A 26526-nucleotide genomic window follows, 5' to 3' on the forward strand; every position below is an offset into this window, starting at 1 on the left:
CAAAAAAACAACCCTCGTGACAAACGTCCCACTTCCTATTATAATCCTCGTTTAGTTTCGCCTCGAAAAATGTCGTTAAAACCCACAACGTTTAAACCGACATCGCCCGTAACAACGCCGAAAACCCATCGCAGACCCAAATCACCACAGCGTCCTCGAAAAATACGCTGTGTCGCATAATGACCCGAATTGAATAACCAAAACGCCCAAACGGCATACGCCTTGCCCATGCCTCGACACTGCAACCCCTTAAAGATGAATTAACCGCTTCACCCCTTCTTTACCATTAACCCTCGGTGACAGATTTTATGCCCACAGGACTCTACCAACCCGAATTTGAAAAAGACAGTTGTGGCTTCGGACTTATCGCCCAAATGGATGGCAAACCCAGCCATTGGTTGGTGCAAACCGCTATCGCGTCCTTGACGCACCTCACCCACCGCGGAGCCATCGCTGCCGACGGGAAAACAGGCGACGGCTGCGGTTTACTGCTCCGCAAACCTGACCTGTTTTTACAACACATCGCCCAACAACACAGTATCCAACTCAGCGCAATTTACGGTGTGGGCATGGTGTTTTTACATCCCGATTTAGCCCGCGCTGATTTCGCCCGTGAACAATTAAATCACTTTTTAATACAAAACGGTCTCCACGTAGCGGGTTGGCGCGATGTTCCCACCGATCCCAGCGCGTGTGGCGAAGAAGCCCTGAAAACGTTACCCATTATCGCTCAAATTCTCGTCAACGCGCCCGATGGCATGAGTGAAGACGCATTTGAACGTTTGCTTTATATTGCGCGTCGCCAAACGGAAAAAGCCGTTGCCGCACAACAAAATGATCCCGTTTTCTACATTCCCAGCCTATCGACGCGGGTTATTTCTTATAAAGGTCTGGTGATGCCCGATCTTTTGCCCGTGTTCTATTCTGACTTACATGATCCTCGTTTTGAATCGTCTTTGTGTGTTTATCACCAACGTTTTTCTACGAATACATGGCCAGAATGGCGATTGGCGCAGCCTTTCCGCTATCTCGCACACAATGGCGAAATTAACACCGTGCAAGGCAATCGTCATTGGGCGCAAGCCCGCGGCTACAAATTCCAAACGCCGTTGATTCCCGATATGGAAGCGGTGCGGCCATTGGTGTCTATGAGCGGCTCGGATTCGATGTCGTTGGATAATATGTTGGAAGCCCTGTTAGCGGGCGGAATGGATATTTTCCGCGCCATGCGTTTACTGATTCCACCCGCATGGCAAAATGTGGACAATCTCGATCCCAAATTACGCGCCTTTTATGAATACAACTCCATGCACATGGAGCCATGGGATGGCCCCGCCGGGATTGTTTTAACGGATGGGCGTTATGCGGCTTGTGTGTTGGATCGCAATGGGCTGCGTCCAGCGCGCTATGTGGTGACGGATGATCGACATATTACGCTGGCTTCCGAAGTGGGCGTGTATGATTACGCACCAGAAAGCGTTATCGCCAAAGGTCGCCTGAAACCCGGCGAAATGATCGCGGTCGATACCCAAACCGGACAATTGTTATTGTCGCACGATATTGATGAATTACTGAAAAATCGCCACCCTTATCAACAATGGATGCGCAAACACGCCCAGCGTTTAGAAGACGATTTGACCGGCAACGCGCCCATTCATAACGCCTTGACTCCAGAAGAACTCTCGATTTTTCAAAAGCAATTCCAAGTGACTTTTGAAGAGCGCGATCAAGTGTTGCGCGTGTTAGCGGAGAGCAGTCAAGAAGCGACTGGATCAATGGGCGATGACACGCCTTTTGCGGTTTTATCGAAACAAACCCGCTCACTTTACGACTATTTTCGCCAACAATTCGCCCAAGTGACCAATCCCCCGATTGATCCTTTACGCGAAAAAATTGTCATGTCATTGCGGACTTGTTTTGGTGAAGAATGCAATATGTTTGTCGAAGCAGAAGAAAATGCCAAACGCATTGAAATCTCTTCTCCTGTGCTTTCGCCGAATAAATATCAACGATTACTCCATGCTTATCGCCACTGTGTGTTAGATTTGACTTACGATTCGTCGCACAATCTGCAACAGCGCATTGACGAATTATGTCAAGAAGCCGAAAAAGCAGTGACCGAAGGCGCGGTGATGTTGGTGTTATCGGATCGGAATATGGCTAAAGATCGCTTGCCGGTTCATGCGTTATTGGCCACGGGCGCGGTGCATCATCATTTGATTCATAAAGGTTTGCGTTGCGATGCCAATTTATTGATCGAAACCGCGACAGCCCGCGATCCCCATCATTTTGCGGTGTTAATCGGTTACGGTGCGACGGCGATTTATCCTTACTTGGCTTTTGAATGCGTGCTGGACATGATTAAAGCCGGTGAAATTCAAGAGATTGACACGGTTAAAGCCTTAGTGAATTACCGTCATGGTATTAATAAAGGTTTATACAAGATTATTTCTAAAATGGGCATTTCCACCATTACCAGCTATCGCGGCGCGCAATTATTTGAAGCGGTCGGGCTGCATCGGGACGTGGTTAATCGTTGTTTTGTCGGGACAACCTGCCGTATCGGTGGCACTCATTTTGAGGAATTAGATCAGGATCAACGGCTACTCAGTCAACGTGCTTGGAATCCGCGCAAAACCATCGAAACCGGTGGCTTACTCAAATACATGCACCATGGCGAATACCACGCTTACAATCCAGATGTGGTTCATGCGCTGCAATCGGCCGTGAAAGAAGGCAATTATCAGCAATATAAAGTGTTTGCCGATTTGGTGAATCACCGTCCGCCAACTAATTTACGTGATTTATTAATCTTAAATCAAGACGTTACGCCTATTTCACTGGATCAAGTAGAGCCAGTAAGTGAGATTGTGAAACGATTTGATGGTGCGGCCATGTCATTGGGTGCGTTATCGCCAGAAGCACATGAAGCCTTAGCCATTGCCATGAATCGCTTAGGCGGCCGTTCCAATTCGGGCGAAGGCGGAGAAGACCCCGCTCGCTACGGCACAGAACGGATGTCGAAGATTAAACAAGTCGCGTCCGGACGTTTCGGTGTGACTCCGCATTACTTAGTCAATGCCGAAGTTTTACAAATCAAGGTCGCCCAAGGCGCGAAACCCGGCGAAGGCGGACAATTACCCGGTGGTAAAGTCAATGAATTGATCGCTCGTTTACGTTATTCCGTGCCGGGAGTCACTTTGATTTCTCCGCCGCCGCACCATGATATTTACTCGATTGAAGACTTGGCACAATTAATTTTTGATTTAAAACAAGTTAATCCGCAAGCCTTAGTCTCCGTTAAATTGGTGGCTGAAGCCGGTGTCGGAACGATTGCGGCCGGCGTAGCCAAAGCCTATGCGGATTTGATTACCATTGCCGGCTACGACGGCGGAACGGGAGCCAGTCCGATCACTTCAGTGAAATATGCGGGCAGCCCGTGGGAATTGGGTTTAGCGGAAACGCATCAAATTCTCCGCGCCAACAATCTGCGCGATAAAGTGCGCATTCAAACCGATGGCGGTTTAAAAACCGGTTTAGATGTGATTAAAGCTGCGATTTTAGGCGCGGAAAGTTTCGGTTTTGGTACGGCACCGATGATCGCCTTAGGCTGTAAATATTTGCGTATTTGTCACTTGAACAATTGCGCGACCGGCGTGGCTACGCAAAATAAAGTGTTACGTCGAGAGCATTTTATTGGTTTGCCTGAAATGGTGATTCATTATTTTACCTTTGTCGCACAAGAAGTACGAGAATTATTGGCACAATTGGGCGTGCGTTCGATGAATGAATTGATCGGCCGTACTGATTTATTGCGTCCCGCAGAAGGCGAAACGGCCAAACAACGTCGTTTAGATTTAACGCCTTTACTCAGCGATGCCGGTGTGGCGCAAGAACAGCCCCAATTCTGTTTGCATCCTTCTAATGCGCCTTTTGATCGCGGTGAATTGGCTGAACAAATGGTGCGCGATATTCTGCCCGCCATTGAGAATAAAACCGGCGGCGAATATGCTTACACGGTGCGCAATATTCATCGTTCGATTGGCGCACGGTTGTCAGGCGAAATCGCCAAACGTTACGGCAATATGGGCATGGCCGCTTCTCCGCTCACTTTACGCTTGACCGGTACGGCCGGGCAAAGTTTAGGCGTGTGGAATGCTGGCGGATTACATATTGATCTCACCGGCGATGCCAACGATTATGTCGGCAAAGGCATGGCCGGAGGACGGATTGTGATTCGGCCGCCCGCTAATTCTCGTTTTGACAGCCAAAAAACGGCCATCATCGGTAACACTTGTTTATACGGTGCGACCGGTGGCACGCTGTACGCGGCCGGCATTGCAGGAGAACGCTTTGGCGTACGAAATTCGGGCGCGTGTGCCGTCGTTGAAGGCGTAGGCGATCACGGTTGCGAATACATGACAGGCGGCATCATCACGGTATTAGGCAATACCGGATTGAATTTTGGCGCGGGCATGACCGGTGGATTTGCGTTTGTGTTGGATGTAGATCGCAGTTTTGTCGATAAATACAATCACGAATTGATCGACATTCATCGCTTGTCCACAGAATACATGCAAGCCCACAGTCATCATTTACGCGGCATGATAGAAGATTTTGTCGCCGCGACCGGCAGTCAATGGGGACAACATTTGTTAGACAACTTCGGTGATTACATTGGCAAATTCTGGCTGGTCAAACCCAAAGCGGCCGATGTGGGCGCATTGTTAGACAATATTGTCAACCAAGCGGCCTAAATTCGGCTGAATATATTATTATCACGGACAATGGCGACGCATAATGTCTATGAAATTGTTACAATTATGCCATTCGCCATTGTGTTGCGTTCCACCCTTTGACTGTATGTGAATTTGAGATGGGCAATAATTTTCAATTTATCGACCTGCCACGTATCGATCCCGCTAAAACAGAAAGCCGAATTCGTATTTATACGTGGAAAGAAATTTATGGACAATTCGATGCTGATGATGCAGGACATCAAGCTGAACGGTGTTTGGCTTGTGGTAATCCGTATTGTGAGTGGAAATGTCCCGTACACAATTACATTCCCAATTGGTTAAAATTGGTGGCGGAAGGGCATTTGTTCGCGGCTGCGGAATTGTCTCACCAAACCAATTCGTTACCTGAAATTTGCGGGCGCGTTTGTCCCCAAGATCGCTTGTGCGAAGGGGCTTGTACGCTTAATGACGGTTTTGGCGCAGTGACCATCGGCGCGGTGGAAAAATACATCACCGATGAAGCCTATAAGCAAGGTTGGCGACCCGATTTATCCAAAGTTAAACCCACGCATAAGCGCGTGGCAATTGTCGGCGCAGGGCCAGCCGGGTTGGCTTGTGCGGATGTGTTGGCGCGTAACGGAGTTAAAGCGATTGTATTTGATAAATACAATGAAATTGGTGGCTTGCTGACTTTCGGCATTCCTTCGTTTAAGTTGGAAAAAGAAGTGGTGAAAATCCGCCGTAAATTGTTAGAAGGCATGGGCGTGGAATTTCGTTTAAATACGGAAATTGGTCAAGATATTCCGTTTGATAGATTGTTATCCGATTACGACGCGGTTTTTCTCGGCATGGGAACGTATCAATTTATGTCGGGTGGTTTTTCGGGAGAAAATTTAGCGGGCGTTTACAAAGCCTTACCCTATCTGATTGGTAATATTAAACATCAGGAAGGTTGGGATCAGGGCGGGGGTGATTTCGTCAATCTCAAAGGCAAGCGCGTGGTGGTGTTGGGTGGTGGTGATACAGCCATGGATTGCAACCGCACGGCGATCCGACAAGGCGCGGAAAGTGTCACTTGTGTTTATCGACGTGATGAGGCGAATATGCCCGGTTCTAAGCGCGAAGTGGCCAATGCCAAAGAGGAAGGCGTGCAGTTTTTATGGAATCGCCAGCCCATTGGCATTATCGGAGAACAACAGGCCGAAGCGGTAAAAGTGGTACGTACCGAATTAGGACCGCCGGATGCGCGTGGCCGCCGTTCGCCGCAAGTGGTCGCCGGCAGTGAGGAAGTGTTAGAAGTGGATGCGGTGATTATTGCTTTTGGTTTCCGTCCGAGTCCTGCGCCGTGGTTCAATGATTTTAACATTGCCACGGATAACGGTGGCCGCGTACTCGCTCCCGCAGCAGCCACGTATCCCCATCAAACCAATAACCCTAAAGTCTTCGCGGGTGGTGACATGGTGCGCGGTTCGGATTTGGTGGTGACGGCCGTTTTTGAAGGCAGAAATGCGGCTGAGGGGATTTTGGATTATTTGCAAGTTTAAATTTTATTTTCTGTCGTGGATTTGTCAGCATTGTTTTTTAAACTCTACCTCTCAAATCTCGTTAGTACCTAAACGAAAATAATCTGGAATATCGGCATTTCTACCGCCCCCTACCCCCTCCTGCTAGGAGGGGGAGTAATAGGTTGTTTTTATTGTTAAAATCTAACAAGATAAGCTCATCTCTTTCCCCCTCCTAGCAGGAGGGGGGTAGGGGGCGGTAGAAAATGGCTGAATATTTTTATTTAACGACTTACTTCATAACAGCAGGTAAACATCATGCAGAAAACAGCGATAAATAAACGAAAACAGCACGGAATGAGTGGCACAGGTTTAATGACCTTGCTGGGTATTCTGGCATTTGTACTGTGGATATTTTTCACCGCATTTCCTCTGGTCATGGAAAATATGCGCTTGAATAAAGCGATGGATTTCTTACAAAAAGAATTGGCCAACAATAAAACCGAACGCAATGCCGCAGGCATACAACGGATTTTATCTAATACCCTGAGTATTGAAGGCAGTACGGTTAAACTGCACGAGAAAGAAACGTTTAACCGTTTGATCACGATCAGCCGTAATCCTTCTTTTTCGGTCACCATGCGTTACAACCAAGAAGCGCATTTAGCGAGCGATTTTTGGTTGACGGTTAAATTTGATAAAACTATTGAGGTGAGTGATTAAGTTCCTTGAAACACGTTGATTATTCCCCGTTATATCGGGCTTTAAATTACCAATTTCAAAATGTCAACTTGTTACAAACCGCATTGACGCATCGCAGCGCAGGTAATCCTAATAATGAACGTTTAGAATTTCTAGGCGATGCGTTATTAGGATTAATTATTGCGGAAGCATTATTTGAGCGTTTTCCCAAAGGCAGTGAAGGGGCATTAACGCGCCTACGTGCCAGTTTGGTGAAACGCGACACGTTAGCGGAAATCGCTCAACGGCATTTACAACTAAGCGATCCGCATTATGATTACCTGCGTTTGGGCAGTGGTGAGCAGAAAAGTGGCGGTTGGCGACGTTCGTCGATTTTAGCCGACGCGTTAGAAGCGATTATTGGGGCGATTTATTTAGATGCGGGCATAGAAAAATGCAAAATGGTGGTGTTGCGATTATTCGCCGATCATTTGCAGCCGTTGTCATTAGACAACATTGTTAAAGACCCTAAAACGCGCTTGCAAGAATATTTACAAGCCAAACAACAACCCTTACCGAATTATCGTTTATTAAAAACGATTGGTGAGTCGCCCAATCAACAATTTATTGTGGGCTGTGAAGTGTCCTTATTAAAAGAGGCCGCGACAGGTTCCGGCACAAGCCGCCGCCAAGCAGAACAAGCCGCGGCACAATTGGTATTGGATTATTTAGTAAAAGTATGAAACAACATTGTGGTTATGCGGCAATTATCGGGCGGCCGAATGTCGGTAAATCGACCTTATTAAATCATTTAATTGGTCAAAAATTAAGCATTACTTCGCGTAAACCCCAAACCACGCGCCATCGTTTATTGGGGATTAAAACACAGGACAATACGCAGTTTATTTATGTGGATACCCCCGGCTTGCATCAACGTCAAGGCCATGCGATGAATCGTTATTTAAATCGCGCGGCGATCAGTAGTTTAGTGGGTGTTGATGTGGTGGTGTGGGTGGTGGAAGCGTCAAAATGGACTCAAGAAGATGATCATGTATTGAGCATTTTGCGGGATCATTCTTCCAATATTCCCGTGATATTAGCGATTAATAAAGTGGATCAATTAGCAGATCGGGAATTGTTACTGCCTTTTATTGCGCAATTGCAGGATAAATATTCTTTTTCTGATATTTTCCCAATTTCGGCATTAAGAGGCATTAATTTAAGCGAATTAGAACAGAAAATTGCCACTTATTTACCCGAAAGTGAATGGCATTTTCCTGAGGATCAATTGACGGATCGCAGTGAGCGTTTTTTGGTTGCGGAAATTGTGCGAGAAAAGTTAATTCGACGTTTAGGCGAAGAGTTACCGTATCGTTTAACGGTGCAAGTGGAACATTTCGCCGATGAAGAGGGTTTAGCGCATATTAGCGCGTTAATTTGGGTGGAGCGTGACAGTCAAAAAGCCATTGTGATCGGTAAACAAGGCCAATTATTAAAACAAGTCGGCACCGAAGCCCGCGAGGCGATTGTAGAATTACTGGGCAGAAAAGTCTTTTTACAACTGTGGGTTAAAGTGCGCGCAGGCTGGTCAGATGATGAACGGGCTTTGCGTCAGTTGGGTTATACAGATCAGGAACGGTAGGAAAAAAACACATGTCGCGTCGTAAACGTCAATTCAGCTATGCCGACTGGTCGTTAGATGCCTTGCGTAAAGCCTTTGCATTGCAGATGATTCGACAAGATTTATTTCCAGCGACAGTCACAGAACCCATTGTGCCTGCGTTGTGGTTACAAGAAATATTGCAACGCGGTCAACATCTGGCTCTGGCCAGTGAAAAAGCCCGATCTGAATTTATTATTGCGCCTATTCTTTTGTTCATTAGCGATTTATTAGAGAAAAATATCACCGTTTATTCTGGTGTGCGTTTTGATGTGGATAAAGAAAAAGGCTTGCATGGTATTTGTGACTTTATTCTCAGTCGATCTCCCGCGTTACCGACGGTGCAAGCTCCTGTGTTTATGTTGGTTGAGGCGAAAAAAAATGATATTGAGGAAGGATTAGGTCAATGTGCGGCTGAAATGGTGGCCGCACAATGGTTTAATCAACAGGAAAATACCCCTATCGCCACTGTATATGGTTGTGTGACAACGGGCGAAACGTGGCAATTTATGGCTCTGCAAGAGAATACTTTGTGCATGGATGACCGCAAATATTTTATTACTGATTTAACGCTGATTTTAAACCGTTTAAAACAATCATTAGCCGTTTAAGGAATGTTGCCATTATGTTGGTGAAAAGTGAGCAAGAACAAGCTGCATTATCTGTGGTCATTGTGTCTTTTAATACGCGAGAATTATTGCATCAATGTTTAAGCACATTAGATCAATGCAGTGGCTCTATTCCTTGTCAAGCGATTGTGGTGGATAATTATTCACGCGATGGATCGGCAAATATGGTGGCTAAATATTTTCCTCAAATTACCTTAATTCGTAGTGAAATTAATTTAGGTTTTGCCGCGGCGAATAATCTGGGTTTTAAACATGCGACTGCGCCTTTAATTGCCTTATTAAATTCTGATGCGTTTATTAACAAAGACACCATTGCTAATGCCTTAACTTTTTTAAACGATCACCCTAAAGCGGGTTTAATCGGAGCGCGTTTAATCGGTCGTGATGGCGAATGGCAACCGTCGGCGCGTTTATTTCCCAGTTTATTAAATCATTTCTTAATGATGTCGGGTTTATCGGGGCGTTATCGCCACTCGCGTTTTTTTGGTCGCGCTGATCGCACGTGGGCAGATGATACGGTTGCCGCGCTTGTGGATTGGGTGCCGGGGGCATTTTCTGTTGTACGACGGGACGTGTTGGAAGCAGTGGATTACTTTGATGAACGATTTTTTCTTTATTATGAAGAAGTGGATTTATGTCGGCGAATTCAACAAAAAGGCCATGAAATTTGGTATGTTCCCGCGTGTGAAGTGATACATATTGGTGGGGAATCGTCGCGCACGCTTGAGGTCGAAATGACCGAACGCGGCGCACAAGTCAACGCATGGCAAATGCGCAGTGCTTTGCTGTATTTTTATAAACATCACGGCACCAGCGGCGCGTGGGCGTGGTATCAGTTAGAACAACGCTGGCATCAATTGCGCGCATGGAAAAACGCCCGCCGCGATTCTGTAAAAGCCGATTATTCTAAACGAGTTTGCCATTTATTACGTCAAGCATGGCGCGATACACAAGGTGGAAAAATCTCGCCACAACGCCCGTGGACTTAATAAACGTTTTTTAGTTTTTATGGAATAACTTGTTTATTTTTATGCCTGTTTTTGATGCGTTAATTGTCGTTTCTTTTTGGGTTTTAATATATCTAATGGCTTTGCCGTTTTTTTCAAAAATAAGCTCCACAAATAACCTGAGTGATAATGCAGCAGTTAATGCAATAAAAGCCGCTAATATCACAAAATCATTTTCACGATAAAATCCCATCACTAATCCATACACACCAAAACCAATGCCTAATGGCGCAATAAAATGATAAGCGTAACAGGATAATTTTGCACTCAATCCTTCGAGTTGAAAAGTCCCTCGTGGGGTGGTTAATGTGCTGTTCATGACGGTTGTCCGAGTGATGTTAGGGAGAAAACAGAGAATAGCTGTTTTTTTGGAATTGAGAAAATTTTAAATAAACATAAAGCCGTCCCGTTTTTTTTCTCACATCAAGATTTAACACGGGATAGCAGAATTCTAAAACAGCTTTAAACATAAGTATAGAGCTTTTTTTAAGTCAATGTGTAGTAATGAGTGATGGTTATTTACTTAATTTGCGTTGGAAATAAAGTATCGAATTGGGTCGCGGAGGGATATGAAGAATATGCTCAACGTTTGCCTGCGCATTGTCGTTTGCAATTGATTGAAATTCCTTTAAAAAAGCGCGTTAAAACTGCGTCGTTACTCCGTTTACAACAAGAGGAAGGTGAAAAAATGCAAGCGGCGATTCCTACGGGTGCGCATGTGATTGCTTTAGATGAGCGGGGTCAATCGTGGTCGAGTCCGCAATTAGCCGCGCAATTGGCGCATTGGCAACAGCATTTTAGTCAAGTGGCTTTATTGGTAGGTGGCCCGGAGGGGTTAGCGGCTGATTGTTTGCGGCGTGCTAATGATCGTTGGTCGTTGTCGGCGGCGACGTTGCCGCATCCGCTGGTGCGTATTATTGTAGCAGAGCAGTTGTATCGCGCTTGGACTTTGACGCAAGGACATCCTTATCATCGGGCGTAATGGGTGTTGTTATTTTCACTGTGGTATTCAGTATAATTACACTTTGAATCAGCTATTATCATATTTATTATCGCAGCTTTCTGATTATTTCAAATACCAGATCGGTTTTGCGTTCTGAAATTGATAGTTTTTTTCATCAGTCAGCTTTACACCTTAGTTTTGTAAAAAATATGCAAATTGTTTTAATTTTTTCCCTAATTTAATCAAAATAATGCCTAATAATTCAAGAATATAAGATATAAATAAAATAAAAGAGTGATATAAATATTTTTGTCTTTCTTGTTTTTCTGGCTGTTCAAAAAGATCATCATTCAAACTATTTTCAAATGAACCATTGAGCATATCTTCTCTATATAATTCAAGGTAATAATCATCTAACTGATCAGGATTTGATTCAATAAAATCATCATCTAAATAATTTAATTCATCATAAGTCGCTAAAAACTCAAGTTCTAATGTTGTCCATTCATCAAAACAGGTGGAATTATTATCAAGTAAACTATAGGCTTGTAAAGATTCTTCTATGTCTAGCTCATTCAATTTAAGTTGATGCAATTCGCGCAAAAGAATCGCTTGAGCTGATAAGCCCAGACTGGGCGTGTTTTCTATATCCATTTCATTCAAATATTTAAAATTCATTTAATAACATAATCAATTTCTTGAAGCTGTTTTAATTTTTCAGTCAAGCGTTGTTGCATTTTTAATTCACCTAACCATGTTATATATTCCTCATCGCCACCGTGTAAATTTTCAGCCGTATAATTAGCTAAAAATTGCTCAGAATTTATTTGATTTCTTTCTTCTAATTCTTGTATTTTTTGGTTTGTGCGTAAAATGCCGAGTTCTAAGCGTTAAACGGGTTTTTATCATTTTCATATTCCAGTATAAATGACCAAACAAGCTCTATTTCTTGCTTCTGAATCATCTCTTGAATCACCATTTTAGCATCACTTTCAATTCTTACAATGACTTGAGAGTGATCATCATAGGGACGATTAAAACTACAATTGTCCAGATAAACTTTCATTTTTGAGGTGACATTGCTTTGTCAAATAAACTATTAAAAACACAATTATCAAGATAAATTTTCATAACGATACTGATGATTTTTAATCAAAAAAACAACACTCACACCCACTTGAATTCCGAACATATTATGCTTAGTTCCTGACAATTTAGGATTTTTTCGCACATTTCCCCCTAAGTCTAAAATATAAATCTGATCAAAAACAGTGGCTAAATAATCTCGCATTCCATCAAATGCCAGATTATTCAAAAAACTATTATTCGTCACAAACGCCACAATTTCATCTGCTTGATTTTTAAGCCGTTCTGTCGCCCAAGCAAACGCTTTTACATACACATCTGACAAAGCATTTTTATTGGTTGCTTTAGAATCTTTAGCATAAGTTTGACTGATTAAACTGTCTAATACGGGATATTTTCGATTTTTATTATTATCATTTTCATTCACTTGCCCCACATTATAAGGTGGATTGCCAATAATCACAAAAATAGGCGTTTCTTGTTGCTTTTTAACCCGTTCTGCATTCTCAGGCGCAAACATATTTAAGGCTTGTTGTTTGGCTTCGATAATCTCAAAAGTATCAACCAAACAAATCCCCTCAAAAGACTTATAATTTCCCGTTTTCTCAAAAAACGCATGTTCAATATTCATAGACGCAATATAATAAGGCAACAATAACACCTCATTACAATGCAATTCATGCAAATATTTATATTCTAATTTCAACGGACTAATCTGCTCCATAATCCGCATTATAAAATTACCCGTTCCCACAAACGGATCAAGAATATGCACGCCTTTACTGGACAGACTTTTATTAAATTCCGTTTTTAAAAAATCATCCACCGATTCCACCATAAAGCTAACAATTTCTTGCGGCGTATAAACAATTCCATGCGTATCTGCGACTTTGACAGCAAAGCCTTGAAAAAACTTTTCATACAAAGTATTTAAAAAAGTTTGCTTACGCTGATAATCGACAATTGTCGCGGCGTTTTTCTCAATTACCTTATAAAAACGCTCAACCCGTGTTAAAAACTGATCACGGCTAAAACTTCTGGTGGTTAAAGCGGCAATGACTTCCTCTAATTTTTTAGCAATGACATTTTTACGTACAAAATCAGGATTATTAAAAATAGTTCTAAACAAACGTTCCGTGAGCAAATGCTGCACTAACATCTCAATAATAGCGGCTCTGGAAATATTAGGATTTATCGTTTCTTGGCACAATTCCCAAAAGTGATTAAATTCATCTTTAAAAGTTTTACTTTCAATTAATTCCTTTTCAATAATACCAACCAATTCCGTGCCTAAATGCCCAACTTTATCCTTAAAATCCTCGACGGCTTCAGCCCATTCTTTATAAAGCGGCTTTTGATAACTAAAAAATAAATCTAAGGCTTCAATTAAAGCCTTTGGATCGTTTTTAATTTCTTTATCAAACACCCGTTTATTTTGCTGGAATAAAACAATTCTAGCGGGAGATTGAAACAAAATATTATCGCTTGGATAATCATCATCTTGAAATTTCTTTTTAATTTCTCGATCTAAAACATCGCCTTCATCTTTCGCCTCCCAAACCCCATAAATTAACACTTTCATTTCCCGATCCACTAAAGCTCCGTCAAGCCGTGCAGAGCTGCGTTTATCTCGCTTAAACGTGTACTGTTCCACCACATCAAGCTCCTGATTTAAGCCCGCACAATGTCGCAACACATTCGCAAAATAAGGCGCGACCGATCCTTCTTTGGTGTAGCCAGCGTCGCGTAGTTCTTGAATAGCAGCGTAATAGTCTTTGATGACTTTATGCGTGGGTTTCAGGTCTAACATTGGGATTACGTCTTGTTTGTGGTGAATTTGGGTGAGTATAGCGTAAAATTTTTTGTCCGAATCAGAATTTTCAGAATTGATGCTTGCAAGTTATTTATTTTCAACAGATTTTTTATTCTTTAATTCCGAAAATTTAGAAATTCTGTAAATTTTGTCTGTTATCTAATAGAATATTGAACAAATCATGATGCACAAATTATGGAATACTTCTTTTCAATTATATTACTCTATTCTATAATGTGTCAATCTCTCAACGGGGTAAAATCTGATTTGTAGAAATCCCTAATTTGAGATTTTAAACGCCATTAAAATAGAACATTATCCATGAAGGTTATTTATTTTATGAAAATTCCTGCTTATTTAAACATAAATACTGTACTAATTACTACCTTTTTTCGCCCCCATAATGCAATGTGGAAATATCAAGTATTAATAATTTTATTATTACTGGGAATGAGTTTTATGGTTTCTGCTCAAACAGAAGCCAGTAATAGCAACGCAGCCACAGCCAGTAGTTTAACGCCTGAAATTGTGGAAGAACGGCAAAATCTTTTAAAAATAGAACGCGAAACCACACAGCAACAACAAAGCCAATTAGATGTCCAAACACAAGAATTGGCAGAACGAATTGCGCAATTACAACCTGAGCAAGTTTCAGAAGAATTATTAAAAGAAGCAGGCTTTACCAAACAAGCGGCACAATTAGAATTAGATAAAGTTCGCGTTACGCAACAAAATTTAACCACGCTCATCCGTGAACAACGCACCGCTTTACAAGATCGCCGTCAACGCCTAGAGACCCTGCAAGCCACCCAAACCACCAATGAAACCGAAGCAGCCGCTTTAAAAACTCGTTTGGAACAACAGCAAATAGCTATTGAATTGCTAGAAAAAAGTTTAGGTATTGAGCAATTACGGTTAGCAAATTTACAAGTCTTAATTGACTTGTTAGAAAAAAAGGTGGATTCAGCCGTGCGTTGGGAAAATGAAGTGACTAAAGCCTACGAATTGCAGCAAAAAGAAAAACTGCAATCTCGCATTCAAGAAGAACGGCAAAATTATTTTAATCAAGCCAGCCAATTACAATTAGAATTATCACGCTTACCAGAAACCGCTCCAGAAGCACAACGGCAATTATTAAAAACACAAATTCAAGTGGCTGAATATCGGGCGCAATGGGTGACGGATGAATTAAAATTTAATTTCATGAATGATACTTTAATGCGGTTAAAAAATTTATTAGAAAAAATGCCTGATCGCATTAATCAACAGCATCAACGAGAAACCGATCATCTAAAACAAGATTTAACCGCTTTAACTTTAGCGTTGAGCAATCGAATTGGCGTGTTGCAACAACAATTAACCGTGCAAAAACAACGTCAAATCGCCAGCGATCAACGCTCTCAACGTTGGTTTAAACAAGAACAAGAAGCCCTAAGCGAATTAACCAAAGATTTACAGCAACAATTACAGCGTGTCACTGAAGTGCATTTATTGTTATTGCCTTTGGAAATGCCATTGGCCACAGCTTATGCCAATAATTTGCGTAATCGTTTAATGCAACGGCGGCAATTACCTGAAAATATGACCGGTTGGCAAACGTTATTGTCAGAAATTAGCGAAGTGCCGCACATCTTTTGGCAACAAACTCAATTTACAGTGCGTGGCTTTTTAAGAGCGTTTCAACAAATTGATGAAAAACGCTGGTCAGTGATTATTCTGGTGGTATTTTTATGGTTAATTATAGTATTTTTTATTCGTTATTATTTGATGGGAATTTTTCATCGACTCAATCAAATGGCGGATATGAGTTCATCGGCTCGCAGTTTATTAATTTTATTAAAATTGCTGCATATTAATCGTATTGGAATTACTCTGACAGGGATTTTATTATTGATGATTTGGCTGGCTGATCCGCCTTATCCCAGCGTGTTAATTAGTGTCACGGTGGCTTTATTGTGGTTGGGTATTAAATTTCCTGTGGATTTGGCGTGGCTTATTTTACATCCGCGTGAAACTTCTCAATCAGAACAACAAGTTGACCTCGCCAAAATAAAGTTATATCGCCAATTGCGTTGGATGGTGATTTTAACCAGCAGTTTAATTATGATTACCACATTGGGGCATATTTTACCTATTGGGTTGATGGTGCAAGATTTAATTGATACGGGATTTATGTTGTTTTTATCGATTACTATTTTCCCGATTATGCACATTCGACATTTATTAATTGGTTCATTAAAACAAACGATCAGCGGTTATTGGTTATTAGTGATTCGTTTAACCACCTTAATGATTCCATTGGCACTGTTGGCTGTGGCATTAATGGGATTGATTGGTTATTTAAATTTAGGTTGGTATGTAGCGTGGCGATTGGGTTTATTTTTATTTATATTTGTTGCGTGGTTAGTGGCGCGGGGTTTATTGCAAGATATTATTAAATTGCTGAAAAACTTTGCGTTAAAGTACAGTGAATATGGTTTGTTATGGACACAAGATATTATTCCGTTATTGGATAAATTATTGGGAGTGGGTTTAGCGATTGGGGCTATTTTTACGTTATTTTGGATTAATGGTTGGTTTAATGATGAAGTCTTTATGAGCAGTGTTAAAGGCTTTTTTGATTATACCGTGTTTACCATTAATGAAGCCAATATTAGTATTGGTAATGTACTGTTATCGATTTTTACTTTTTGGGCGGTATTTTGGTTTAGCAGTTGGTCAAAACGGGTTACTTATCGTTGGATTTATAGCAATATTTTAGATTTGGGGGTACGTAGCAGTTTATCTATTTTTACCCAATATATTGTGTTGGTGATTGGATTGTTAATTGCCTTGAAAATTATGGGTATTAATTTAACCACATTAATGGTGTTATTGGGTGGTTTAGGGGTGGGGATTGGTTTTGGTTTGCAAAACATTGTGAATAATTTTGTCAGTGGTATTTTGCTGCTCGTAGAACGTCCGCTGCGCACCGGCGACATTGTCAACGTCGGCGGCAATGAAGGCGAAGTCACACAGATCGGAATGCGTTCACTCACCATTAAAACGTGGAATAAACAAGATGTTATCGTACCAAACTCGGAATTAATCACCAATTCTTTCGTCAATTGGACGCACAGTGACAAGGTATTGCGCGTCACTTTGTATATCGGAGTAAGCTACAATGATGATCCCCATCATGTGAAAAAAGTCATGACAGAAGCACTCAATCAAGTCACTGAGATTTTAAAAGAACCACCGTCTACGGTGAGTTTATGGGAATTTATGGATTCAGCCGTGAGTTTTCGTGTGGATTACTACTTTGATCTTTCTGGCCCTGGTGGTTTGGTGGCGCGAGATGCTGTATTGTTTTCTATTTGGGATGCACTACGTAAAGAGGGGATCACTATTCCTTATCCTCAACGCGATATTCACGTGCTTACTACAAAAGTACCACAAGATAACCCTTTGACCGATTCCACCGATACGTATTTTAAGGCAGTTTGAAGCATTAACTTGCCTGATTGAACTTATTTTAAAAATAAGTCAGGTTTTTTTATAGCGTTTCTATAGTAAAATGACAGGCCTTGTTTTTAACTTTACATTGAGTGATTGGAGGTTTAATGTCTGAAGCTGATGAAATGTCATTATTTGAACACATTCATCGTATGGTAGAAACGATGTGGTTATTGTTTTTAGAAGGGTTAAATAGCGTTTCATTTTTAGGCATTTCTGGCAGTTATTGGCTGCTGTTATTTCTATTATTAATCATAGGAGGATTGCTTTTGTTTGGTCGTTTATGGATGGTTATTTCATTTCCTTTTTTAATTTTATTGGGGCGGGCGCGGCGTGCGATAGTTTTATCTCATGTGGATGGCGATACGGTGCGGGTTTCTGCACCGCATAAGAACGATAAAAGCCAGATTCCTGTGCGTTTAATTGGTGTTGATACGCCAGAAAGCCGGCGTTCTATGTATATGGAAATTGGCCCTTTTGGTAAAGAATCCGCCGAATATACTAAGGGTCGTTTGCCTAAAGAAACGTCTGTGGTTTTGGTTTATGATCATGCTAGACAAGATAAATTTGGGCGTGATTTGGCTTATTTATATTTAAAGAATGGTGAGTTTTTTAATGCCACATTGGTGAAAGAAGGTTACGCTTGGGCTGATCAACATCCACCAAATGTAAAATTTGCTGAATATTTCGAGAAATTGCAGAAAAAAGCCCAAGCGAAAAAATTGGGTTTGTGGAAAATTTACTCGGCACCGGGTGAACTGCGCGCTGAATACAAAAGAACGAAGGAATATAAAGCGTTTTTACAGCAAGCAGGACAAGCTGAACCCGCAAAAGCAGAGAAAACCACCGAACCCACAAAACCAAGCCAAACCCGCTCTTCTCCTCCCAAAAACACAGCCCGTTCCACTGGCGATACCAAGCGATGAATGGCTTAATTGTGGGGTAGAGGGTTTTTTAGGTTGGGTGTGTCAGATGGGTCACGGGTTCTGTCGCAGGGGGTTGTGGGGCGGGCGCGGTTTTTGCGGGACTGAAAAATAAAGCATCAATTTGCGCTTGCAACAAGCAACTGTGCGACGGCTGTTTCCCATAAGCCCAACCATCTAAATCTAAACGATAAATCGCAATAATCGGCTCATTTTGAATGCAGGCAAATACTTTGACCCAAAAAGAATGCGGTGTAAAACCGATGAGAAAATCCCCGTGTTCGTTCTCAATCCGTTGAAAACAAGTCTCTTTGCGTCCATTTTGCAGAGCTAAACGCAGTGTGACAGGTAAATCTGCTTCTAAACCTTGATGATACAATTTTTCGTATAAATGCTTACAAATTCGACGAATATCCGCCGCGGGGTAGTTGGCACGCCGCTGCTGCCAATCGCTGCAAGTGCAGGTGAGATGGTGTAAATCAACCAGATAATTTTTTTCATCACTGGATCGGCTGGCGGCAAGCGTCAATTTCCCTTCGTCTTCTACAAACACAGGTAATTGAATCGATTGCGATTCGGGGTAATGAAAAGAACGGCGACGATGCCCCAAACGACGTGCATAATATTTCAGGCGACATTGCCGCTCGCTGCGCACAAAGTGTAAAACTGTCGCCACCAATAATAACCCTGAAAAAAATACAACTAATTCAAAAATCATAAACTGCACCAATTGTCACTTTCCTTAGATTATTTTTACTCATCGCGTGATCGGATTATAGCAATAACAAAAGATTTTTGCTAAAAAATAGCCAAAATCCCTATAGACAAAGTAATAGTATTCGTTTTAGAATTGAGAAATAATTATATTTTTTGCCATTTCCCTTTAACCAGAGAGTATTCATTGTGGATTTAAAAAAAATTAGTGATTCATTAGAACGCTTAGTGCAATTGGAAGTAAAAACCATTGTTGGCGATTATAGCGAACAAGAAGGGCGTTTAATTCCCAGTCCTTCGGCGCGAGTGATTTCCAGTCGCATTAATTTGTTGGACGGCGACATTACCACGGCAATGCACGAGGATTTTTTAATGTCTCCTTTAGATGATATTCGTCAATATCACGCCGAGCGAGAACAACAAAGTCAGCAATTGATTCACAACAACATTCAAGCCTTAAAAGAATTAACCCTATTTGCCGCTCAATTAACGCGCCAACAACATGAACAGGTTCAGTTTCTTAAAAACAATCCTGATGAATCTGGACTTTATTAAGGCACAATATGGTTAAGTTTTCTTTAAAGACATTGGCTGAAGATGTATTAACATTAGAGATTAATACCATTGTTAAAGCCAATATGTCCGCGTGTAAAATGCCCAGTTCTCGTCGTGAGGCATTGTGGAGTATCGCGGGCGATTATCATCTGCAATTGGTAGAATATGGCTGCCGAGAACCGGTGTGCTGGGCGGGGGCGGGTTTAATGGCTTTTTTAGAGCTTTATGATCGCGCCAATAGAGGCATTGAAAAAACTGAATTAGAGTTAAATCAATTTCACCTTAATGAGGCGCAAAAAATTGCCTTGCGCGAAAAAGCCACCATGCTGCAACGCATTAAGGTACAGTCAGAACAACTTGTGTCTGTCTTTAATGAATTGGCGCGGGCAAAAGGCCTTGATCTTAATGTAGAAGAACAACGCCTTTTATTGGAAAAACGAGCCGACGAAGCGCAATTAAAACCCCCTTTACTTTATGACATAGAATCGGTGGCGTGGAATAATGATTTAACGCGAGCGCAAATTCAACGCCAAACGCAAGATTTAGAATTAGATGCGGTACAATTAAGTTTATTGCGTAAAATTTGGGAAATTGGTACGGAACGGATTTTGTTACAAACAGTGATTCATGTGGATGGCGATGTCACGACGCGAGTGACAGAAAGTTTCTTAATAGACTGCGATCCCAATTTGCTGCATATTCATCAAGAAGGCATTACTACCTCTGTCCAATTCTGGTCTAATTTGGTGAAAACCATTCGAGAAGTTGCCGCCAGTTTCTTTAATCGGGGACAGCGTTTATTTCCATGATACAGCGGGTGTTATTATATCTTTCACAATTGCGCCATAACATTCAGCTTTGGCGTACTATGCCTGCTTTATTTGCACAATTATTACATGATTTATTTGAGCGCGGCGGCTTTGAAGTTCGCACGCCATTGCATTATTCCAATTCGGATCGCACCATTCAGTATCAAGGTGAATTTCGCACCTTGTTGCAGATTGATGGCGATGTCACGCGTTTCGTGCCACCGCCGTTATTATTTTCCGATACGCAATGGCAACAACAATATCGCTTGCATTATGAACAACATTGTGCCGAATTGGCACAGTTAAATCGAACGATTGGCTTATTACCGTGGTTAGTGCAGCGAATTGCGGTATTAATTAGTTTTGTCATGAGTTTATCTGCCACATTCACAGGGATACAACAGGATTTTATCAGTCAATTTAACGCTCCTCCTTGGTTATTTATTATCCTATTATTGGTGGCTGTTTTTTTATCTACTTTAGTGTTTGCATTATTGTTAAATCGAGTGATTCGTCCTTTGCTACTCCTGATGTTGCGACGACGGTGGCGTACTTTGTTTCGATAATTCTAATGGCGCGGTTTGGTTGGGTTTAGCCACTTTTAGCTGTGCTAACAACCAGCAAGGGGTATTGGAACAAACCCGTTCGTAAACTAAAGATTCTGCTAATGTCAGTGTCTTGAGCATGAACGACAGCGAGAATAACTCTGCACGATGCGGTTGTGTTTCGGGTTGTTTTTCTTCTTTGAACGAACGCAAAACGCGGCATTGATTTTCTAAAATATGAGACAACATAATACAGACCTCTTTGATAAAATGTAACTTATTGCACCCGCACAATATGTGGGCATGATCGCCTTTTTTCATGACAAATTCATTGACGAACGTCTAAAAAACAGGAATACTGGACAACACGCTATTTTGGCATCAGGACACCGATTTGTACCAACGTTTTCATCAGCGTCAACACCGTTTGTTGACCGCACAAATCGCGCAAGAATTACGGCGCGGTCTCAAAGGTTTAGAAAAGGAAAGCCTGCGCGTGACGCTGGACGGCGATTATGCGCAAACGCCTCACCCTGTCGCGCTGGGATCGGCATTGACACATCCGCATTTGACGACCGATTATTCGGAGGCGTTGCTTGAGTTTGTGTCTCCGCCGCTGTCAGACCCTGCCGAATTGTTGCAATTTATGCACAATGCCCATCGCTTTGTTTACCATCATCTGGCGGCCGATCAAGAAATGCTTTGGGTCAACAGCATGCCCTGTGTGGTACATGGCGATGAGAGTATTCCCATTGCGTGGTACGGCACGTCCAATGCGGGATTGATGAAGCATGTGTATCGACGGGGTTTAGGTTTTCGTTATGGGCGGGTGATGCAGGTGATTTCGGGAGTGCATTTTAATTATTCTGTCCCGCTTGATTTTTGGCCGATTTATCAAGCTTTAGAAAATAATCATCAGCCTTTACAAACTTTTATTAATGACAATTATTTTGCTTTAATTCGTAATTTACAACGCTTTGGTTGGTTAATTATTTATTTATTTGGTGCTTCTCCTGCATTATGTCGCTCATTTCTAGCGGGACATTCTAATTATTTTGAAGTGTTTGATGAGTGTACTTTTTACGAGCCTTATGGGACTTCTTTGCGCATGAGCGATGTGGGTTATCACAATAAAACGCCTACGCTTAATGTTTGCTATCATAATTTAGACACTTATTTGGGCAGTTTGCGCCGCGCCATGAATACACCACATCCCAAATACGAAGCGATTGGTGTGCGGGTCAATGGGGAATATCGCCAATTAAGCACTTCTGTTTTACAGATTGAAAATGAATATTACAGCACCATGCGCCCTAAACAAGTGTTGCACGCGGGCGAATCCCCATCTCAAGCCTTGCGACAACGCGGCGTGCGTTATGTGGAGTTGCGTTCGTTGGATGTGAATCCTTTTGCGCCTACGGGAGTGACGGAGACGCAATTGCGTTTTTTAGAAGTGTTGTTATTATTTTGTTTATTGCAAGACAGCCCGCCAATTACCGAATTAGAGCATGAAGAAATTGAGTATAATCAAAGTGCTGTGGCTTTGCGCGGTCGTGCATCGGGTTTAACTTTGCGCCGTTTGGGACAAGCCATTGTTTTGGATCATTGGGCAAAAGAATTGTTCGACGCATTAGAAACCATTGCCGCACTCATTGACGATCCCCATTATCCCATTTATAGCGCAGCCATTGCCCAAGAAAAAGAAAAATTGTCACATCCAGAATTAACACCATCCGCGCAAATGTTGGCGTTAATGCGAAATAAAAAAATGGGTTTTTTTCCTTTAACCTTACAGTTATCTTTGCAAAATGCGCAATTCTTCAAACAATCCGCGCCTAGTACCCTATTCGATAGCGAATTTGAACAATTGGCAAAACGCACTTTATTAGAACAAGCGCAATTAGAGAAAAATGACAAGGTCTCTTTTGAAATGTATTTGACTCAATATTTTAATCAAACCAGAGAGACTTCAGATGCTTTAACGCGCTGTACGGGTGCTTGAACCATTAATTTTTATTCTTTTTTCACTCTGGCATTGCAATCGAGTTTGACCTTGTTAGAATAAGATCAATCTATTGTGATCGCATCATCGAATCTATTTGACGAATGGCTATTAACACGAAAATAAATCAAAACGCTGCCCCTACGCTGGCTTTACTAAAAAGCCGTTTCCCCGACATTTTTGTCGATGATGCCACGCGGATGCGTCCTTTAAAGATAGGAATACATAAAGACTTGTTTGAGGCCTTTGAAGGACAGGTCACGCGCATGTCGATTCGTGGCGCGTTGGCTTTGTATACCAGTTCTGCCGAGTATAAGCCTGTGGTGCAGCCTGGTGTGGCGAGAATTGGCTTAGATGGTCAGCCGTGTGGCGTGGTGGAGGCTGAGTATCAAGAACATCCAGCGAAAACGAAAAAAGATAAAGCGCGTCCTGCCCGCACGGAAGCCCCGCCCAAACGCCGTGGCACAGTACAACACCCCACTCGCCGCGTGCGAGCGCGAAAACAAGAGGACGGTCAAGCCCCTGCCCCTTCTACTCGTCCTTCGCGTCCCCCGCGTCAAGGACACGGCACACGCCCTGCGGTGGTCATTCGCACGGCGGTCAAAGTTCCCGTTCCTCATGCCAATCCCTCCGCACCCTTATTATCCGATGAATTAAAAAACGATGCGGCAGGAAATCGACCCATTATTAAATTGAAAAAACGGCGCAAAATTTCTTCTGATGAGGGAGGAGAATCCAGCGGGGAATAATTTGGATTTTGATGATTTGGGGAAGCCTTCTATTACGCTTATTACGCTTCTCCCTAAAAATTCTTAAACGCATTAATTAAACGTGGATGCGTCACCACTTCATAATAAATATTATCTGTGGGTTTAAATACTTCACTATTTTCTCGCCAAATGCACACGCGTGCTTGGCGGATAATTAATTGATGATAATTATTTTTTCTATCCGTATATCGCCCGACAAAAAACACACTGTGACCAAAATCGTATGGTAATTTTAATTTGGCTTTTTTTAGCGCAATTTCAGTGGATAATTTGACAAACGCATTATCATCTAATTCAATGCCATTTAAATTATAACGAAACGTCACCATACCTTTTTCGCCTTTAAACTTATCATCCTCAGCTTGTTGAAACACCATTACTCGCGTCAACACGTTATTTTTACTAGAAAAATAACGGCGCAATTTCCACGAACACGAAGACAAACGATCCGCATCGCCAATGGCTGTGGAGATCATAATGCGTTGATCTCCATCGTATAAAAAATCAGGGGGCGTGTGGTTGTAACAAATGCCAATGCCCAATTCTAAAATCGGCAATTGGTGCTTGACACTAAAACGATTTTGCGCTTCCACCACCGACAACATCGCCCGTCCCAAACCACAAGCCCGCGCCACACTAAGCCAATGTTGGGGTTGGGATTGCTGCTCAAATACGCTCAAAATCACCGCATCGCCTTCAATAAAGACCTTCTCCGCGCCAAATGTTTCAATATGTTGCCGAATCGGATCGAAAAAAGTACGGCTAAAATGCGTCGCAGGATTTAGCCCGCGTTTACGTAGTTCTGCTGTAATCGTTGTTGAGCCGCGCACATCCGCTTTTAAAATCACATGCCCTCGCGCACTCATGTCGCTTTCTAAACTGGGTTCAGTTTGTTGTTGTTCTAAAAATTCGTAAAGCAAGCGATTGGCACGAGATAATTTAATATCATTGTCTTGCGTTAATAAACGCAAACGCGACATTTCTCGATGTATCAAATGACGTTGTTTTAAATCACGGCGATAGTTGGTGAAATGTAGGATAAATTGATAGGTTAATTCGGGAGATAATTGTTTTTGTTGTCGATTAACTTTTTTCCATGCTTCTTGCAATGCGGTTTTGCTTAATGGTTTATCACTGGCGCGGCGTAAAGGGCGGGTTTTTTCTGCCAATTGCAATTTATACCATACTTGATCTAAATTCAATTCTCCACACAAAGTTTGATATAACACATAAGGTTTAATTAATTGCGCATATTGTTCTGATAAGGTAGGTGTTTCATAAGCCGCTAAAATATGGCCAGCAATGCCCGCTTCTTGGATTGCGTGACTGAGAAATTTTAAAGCATTTTGTTGGTGTTGCAATAGAGATTTTAATTCTTTTCTTTCAGGATTTTCTTCTAATTGTTGTTGTGTGGCTTCGGTATGGAATAACAATTGAATATTATCATTCACATCTTTCCATGTGAATTGTAATAAATGTCCTTCCCACATTTCAATAATGTTTTGATTAGCGTAATTATCAGATTTTACAGGGAATTGCTCAAGAATCAATTCTAACCACACATCAATACGTTCATTCAAACAGGCATAACTGTAAGGATGATCCATTTCAGAAGATAATAAACAATAATGCTGCACTAACATATCATGATCCTGCCAATCTTTATTTTGCAGCACAGGATTAGATAATAGATCAATCGGTAAAGACCATGATTGTCCAAATAAATTTTGTCGTAATATTTTTGCCTCACCCATTTCTGCCCAATATAATTGGTTAAATAAATCACTGGTTATTTTTTGTAATAAGCGATTGTAATTATTATTTAACCAAATCGAGCGTTCATAATGTTGTTGGGCTTGATGCCCGCCAGTTTCATTGTCTAATAAATGATGGCGTAAACTTTGTAATAATTGTTCGGCTCGCGCTTGCACATTTTCTAAAATAAATTTAATTAAACTTAATTCTAATAAGCGAATGCGCACAATACCTTCTGTTTGGCGTGCTTGATAAATGCTATTGATTAATAAATGACTGCAAGTCTGCCCAAATTGTTCTAATTGGTGTTGCACTTCGGTAGAAGGTTGATCGCTAAAGCGGCGTTTATTGGTGCTGCGTTCTTTTAATAAATCATCGATTAAATTTAAGGTGCGGCGACAGAATTGCGGGTCTAATGTCACATCAATATGCACATTATCAATACCCGTATTAAGCTGTTCTAAATCCAAAGCCATCCATGTTGGTTTTTGCAGCGCAATAGGGGATAGCTCGGTGTCAGCGGGTGTATCTGTTTTACTAAGATAGCGGAATAGGGGTTTAAACATCGCTTGGGCTGCTGTTTTAGGATAAGTGGTGGGTCTTGTTTACTTTGTTCTGAGCTATAGCAAGATGATGTGATTTATAAAACCTTTATTTTGTCAGAATCAGAATTTACAGAATTAAATAATTTTCAAAATTTATTCTTGCAAGTCATTTATTTTAAACAGATTTTTTATTCTTTAATTCTGAAAATCCTAAAATTCTGTAAATTCTGATTCTGACAGAAAAATTTTATGAATGACTTAATTTTGGTATATTCTAGTGCGCGCCATTGTTTGGGATCAAGAGGCGTTGGCAACGCTCAATAAACCCAATAGTTCACAGGATTAGGTCAATT

At 41.7% G+C, this 26526-nt stretch carries 22 protein-coding genes; 15 read left to right on the top strand and 7 right to left on the bottom strand.

Annotation, left to right across the window (positions count from 1 at the left end; all coding sequences use genetic code 11):
* Window positions 1-308 precede the first annotated feature (308 nt).
* The 7 genes from gltB (at window position 309) to TPSD3_RS05365 (ending at window position 10200) form a co-directional block, all read left to right on the top strand.
* A complete protein-coding gene (gltB, locus tag TPSD3_RS05335; protein WP_086487553.1) occupies window positions 309-4757 on the top strand; it encodes a glutamate synthase large subunit in 4449 nt (1482 codons plus the stop codon).
* 119 nt (window positions 4758-4876) lie between these two features.
* Entirely contained in the window at window positions 4877-6283 is a 1407-nt protein-coding gene (locus tag TPSD3_RS05340; protein ID WP_086487554.1) for an FAD-dependent oxidoreductase, read from the top strand.
* A 276-nt stretch (window positions 6284-6559) separates the two neighbouring features.
* On the top strand, window positions 6560-6964 hold the full coding sequence (locus TPSD3_RS05345) for a hypothetical protein (RefSeq protein ID WP_086487555.1): 405 nt from the start codon (window positions 6560-6562) through the stop codon (window positions 6962-6964).
* Window positions 6965-6969: 5 nt separating this feature from the next.
* Window positions 6970-7665, top strand: coding sequence for a ribonuclease III (gene rnc, locus TPSD3_RS05350; protein ID WP_086487556.1), 696 nt, complete (start codon window positions 6970-6972; stop codon window positions 7663-7665).
* Entirely contained in the window at window positions 7662-8564 is a 903-nt protein-coding gene (gene era / locus TPSD3_RS05355) for a GTPase Era (RefSeq protein WP_086487557.1), read from the top strand. The genes rnc and era overlap by 4 nt, the downstream gene beginning before the upstream one ends.
* An 11-nt stretch (window positions 8565-8575) precedes the next feature.
* Entirely contained in the window at window positions 8576-9193 is a 618-nt protein-coding gene (locus TPSD3_RS05360) for a hypothetical protein (RefSeq protein WP_086487558.1), read from the top strand.
* Window positions 9194-9207: 14 nt separating this feature from the next.
* Window positions 9208-10200 carry a glycosyltransferase family 2 protein gene (locus TPSD3_RS05365; protein ID WP_086487559.1) on the top strand — a complete coding sequence of 331 codons (993 nt, stop codon included), beginning with the start codon at window positions 9208-9210 and terminating at the stop codon, window positions 10198-10200.
* 10 nt (window positions 10201-10210) lie between these two features.
* Here TPSD3_RS05365 and TPSD3_RS05370 read toward each other — a convergent pair whose 3' ends face one another.
* Window positions 10211-10537 carry a hypothetical protein gene (locus TPSD3_RS05370; RefSeq protein ID WP_086487560.1) on the bottom strand — a complete coding sequence of 109 codons (327 nt, stop codon included), beginning with the start codon at window positions 10535-10537 and terminating at the stop codon, window positions 10211-10213.
* Window positions 10538-10729: 192 nt separating this feature from the next.
* On the opposite strand from TPSD3_RS05370, the gene rlmH reads away from it, so the two are divergent.
* A complete protein-coding gene (gene rlmH, locus TPSD3_RS05375; protein WP_086487561.1) occupies window positions 10730-11200 on the top strand; it encodes a 23S rRNA (pseudouridine(1915)-N(3))-methyltransferase RlmH in 471 nt (156 codons plus the stop codon).
* A gap of 153 nt (window positions 11201-11353) precedes the next feature.
* On the opposite strand, the gene TPSD3_RS05380 is transcribed toward rlmH, so the two are convergent.
* The 3 genes from TPSD3_RS05380 to TPSD3_RS05390 form a co-directional block, all read right to left on the bottom strand.
* A complete protein-coding gene (locus TPSD3_RS05380; RefSeq protein WP_086487562.1) occupies window positions 11354-11839 on the bottom strand; it encodes a hypothetical protein in 486 nt (161 codons plus the stop codon).
* Window positions 11840-12044: 205 nt separating this feature from the next.
* Entirely contained in the window at window positions 12045-12227 is a 183-nt protein-coding gene (locus TPSD3_RS17470) for a hypothetical protein (protein WP_086487563.1), read from the bottom strand.
* A 48-nt stretch (window positions 12228-12275) separates the two neighbouring features.
* Window positions 12276-14057, bottom strand: a complete 1782-nt coding sequence (locus TPSD3_RS05390) for an N-6 DNA methylase (RefSeq protein WP_245391530.1) — start codon at window positions 14055-14057, stop codon at window positions 12276-12278.
* 462 nt (window positions 14058-14519) lie between these two features.
* On the opposite strand from TPSD3_RS05390, the gene TPSD3_RS05395 reads away from it, so the two are divergent.
* Both TPSD3_RS05395 and TPSD3_RS05400 read left to right on the top strand, forming a co-directional pair.
* Window positions 14520-17546 (top strand): mechanosensitive ion channel domain-containing protein, encoded by a 3027-nt coding sequence (locus tag TPSD3_RS05395; protein ID WP_176329745.1) that lies wholly within the window; start codon window positions 14520-14522, stop codon window positions 17544-17546.
* Between the two features lie 116 nt (window positions 17547-17662).
* Entirely contained in the window at window positions 17663-18481 is an 819-nt protein-coding gene (locus tag TPSD3_RS05400; protein WP_086487566.1) for a thermonuclease family protein, read from the top strand.
* Between the two features lie 28 nt (window positions 18482-18509).
* On the opposite strand, the gene TPSD3_RS05405 is transcribed toward TPSD3_RS05400, so the two are convergent.
* Window positions 18510-19196, bottom strand: coding sequence for a hypothetical protein (locus TPSD3_RS05405; protein WP_140048489.1), 687 nt, complete (start codon window positions 19194-19196; stop codon window positions 18510-18512).
* 185 nt (window positions 19197-19381) lie between these two features.
* On the opposite strand from TPSD3_RS05405, the gene TPSD3_RS05410 reads away from it, so the two are divergent.
* Genes TPSD3_RS05410 through TPSD3_RS05420 form a run of 3 tightly spaced genes read left to right on the top strand, consistent with a single transcriptional unit; the run spans window position 19382 to window position 21122 of the window.
* Entirely contained in the window at window positions 19382-19747 is a 366-nt protein-coding gene (locus TPSD3_RS05410; RefSeq protein WP_086487568.1) for a hypothetical protein, read from the top strand.
* 8 nt (window positions 19748-19755) lie between these two features.
* The gene (locus TPSD3_RS05415; RefSeq protein ID WP_086487569.1) at window positions 19756-20556 is read left to right on the top strand and encodes a hypothetical protein; all 801 of its coding nucleotides are present in this window, start codon (window positions 19756-19758) and stop codon (window positions 20554-20556) included.
* Complete coding sequence (locus tag TPSD3_RS05420) at window positions 20553-21122, top strand: hypothetical protein (RefSeq protein WP_086487570.1); 570 nt, start codon at window positions 20553-20555, stop codon at window positions 21120-21122. Before TPSD3_RS05415 ends, TPSD3_RS05420 begins: the two co-directional genes overlap by 4 nt.
* On the opposite strand, the gene TPSD3_RS17230 is transcribed toward TPSD3_RS05420, so the two are convergent.
* On the bottom strand, window positions 21078-21350 hold the full coding sequence (locus TPSD3_RS17230; protein WP_140048491.1) for a hypothetical protein: 273 nt from the start codon (window positions 21348-21350) through the stop codon (window positions 21078-21080). The two genes, TPSD3_RS05420 and TPSD3_RS17230, sit on opposite strands and share 45 nt — an antisense overlap.
* A 145-nt stretch (window positions 21351-21495) precedes the next feature.
* Here TPSD3_RS17230 and gshA point away from each other — a divergent pair, with 145 nt between their 5' ends.
* Both gshA and TPSD3_RS05430 read left to right on the top strand, forming a co-directional pair.
* The gene (gshA, locus tag TPSD3_RS05425; protein WP_086487571.1) at window positions 21496-23103 is read left to right on the top strand and encodes a glutamate--cysteine ligase; all 1608 of its coding nucleotides are present in this window, start codon (window positions 21496-21498) and stop codon (window positions 23101-23103) included.
* 104 nt (window positions 23104-23207) lie between these two features.
* Window positions 23208-23852, top strand: a complete 645-nt coding sequence (locus tag TPSD3_RS05430) for a ProQ/FINO family protein (protein WP_086487572.1) — start codon at window positions 23208-23210, stop codon at window positions 23850-23852.
* A gap of 53 nt (window positions 23853-23905) precedes the next feature.
* On the opposite strand, the gene TPSD3_RS05435 is transcribed toward TPSD3_RS05430, so the two are convergent.
* Entirely contained in the window at window positions 23906-26194 is a 2289-nt protein-coding gene (locus TPSD3_RS05435) for a hypothetical protein (protein WP_140048492.1), read from the bottom strand.
* Between the last annotated feature and the right edge of the window lie 332 nt (window positions 26195-26526).

Source organism: Thioflexithrix psekupsensis (assembly GCF_002149925.1).
GTDB classification, from domain to species: domain Bacteria; phylum Pseudomonadota; class Gammaproteobacteria; order Beggiatoales; family Beggiatoaceae; genus Thioflexithrix; species Thioflexithrix psekupsensis.

Bases quoted from the DNA above. Each gene is read 5' to 3' on its own strand.
- TPSD3_RS05395 (WP_176329745.1), top strand. From the start codon at position 14,520: ATGGTTTCTGCTCAAACAGAAGCCAGTAATAGCAACGCAGCCACAGCC.
- TPSD3_RS05370 (WP_086487560.1), bottom strand. From the start codon at position 10,537: ATGAACAGCACATTAACCACCCCACGAGGGACTTTTCAACTCGAAGGA.
- TPSD3_RS05405 (WP_140048489.1), bottom strand. From the start codon at position 19,196: ATGATTTTTGAATTAGTTGTATTTTTTTCAGGGTTATTATTGGTGGCG.
- TPSD3_RS05390 (WP_245391530.1), bottom strand. From the start codon at position 14,057: ATGTTAGACCTGAAACCCACGCATAAAGTCATCAAAGACTATTACGCT.
- gltB (WP_086487553.1), top strand. From the start codon at position 309: ATGCCCACAGGACTCTACCAACCCGAATTTGAAAAAGACAGTTGTGGC.
- TPSD3_RS05345 (WP_086487555.1), top strand. From the start codon at position 6,560: ATGCAGAAAACAGCGATAAATAAACGAAAACAGCACGGAATGAGTGGC.
- TPSD3_RS05430 (WP_086487572.1), top strand. From the start codon at position 23,208: ATGGCTATTAACACGAAAATAAATCAAAACGCTGCCCCTACGCTGGCT.
- TPSD3_RS05420 (WP_086487570.1), top strand. From the start codon at position 20,553: ATGATACAGCGGGTGTTATTATATCTTTCACAATTGCGCCATAACATT.
- TPSD3_RS17230 (WP_140048491.1), bottom strand. From the start codon at position 21,350: ATGTTGTCTCATATTTTAGAAAATCAATGCCGCGTTTTGCGTTCGTTC.
- TPSD3_RS05435 (WP_140048492.1), bottom strand. From the start codon at position 26,194: ATGTTTAAACCCCTATTCCGCTATCTTAGTAAAACAGATACACCCGCT.
- TPSD3_RS05340 (WP_086487554.1), top strand. From the start codon at position 4,877: ATGGGCAATAATTTTCAATTTATCGACCTGCCACGTATCGATCCCGCT.
- TPSD3_RS05415 (WP_086487569.1), top strand. From the start codon at position 19,756: ATGGTTAAGTTTTCTTTAAAGACATTGGCTGAAGATGTATTAACATTA.
- TPSD3_RS05400 (WP_086487566.1), top strand. From the start codon at position 17,663: ATGTCTGAAGCTGATGAAATGTCATTATTTGAACACATTCATCGTATG.
- era (WP_086487557.1), top strand. From the start codon at position 7,662: ATGAAACAACATTGTGGTTATGCGGCAATTATCGGGCGGCCGAATGTC.
- TPSD3_RS05365 (WP_086487559.1), top strand. From the start codon at position 9,208: ATGTTGGTGAAAAGTGAGCAAGAACAAGCTGCATTATCTGTGGTCATT.
- TPSD3_RS05380 (WP_086487562.1), bottom strand. From the start codon at position 11,839: ATGAATTTTAAATATTTGAATGAAATGGATATAGAAAACACGCCCAGT.
- rlmH (WP_086487561.1), top strand. From the start codon at position 10,730: ATGGTTATTTACTTAATTTGCGTTGGAAATAAAGTATCGAATTGGGTC.
- TPSD3_RS17470 (WP_086487563.1), bottom strand. From the start codon at position 12,227: ATGAAAGTTTATCTGGACAATTGTAGTTTTAATCGTCCCTATGATGAT.
- TPSD3_RS05360 (WP_086487558.1), top strand. From the start codon at position 8,576: ATGTCGCGTCGTAAACGTCAATTCAGCTATGCCGACTGGTCGTTAGAT.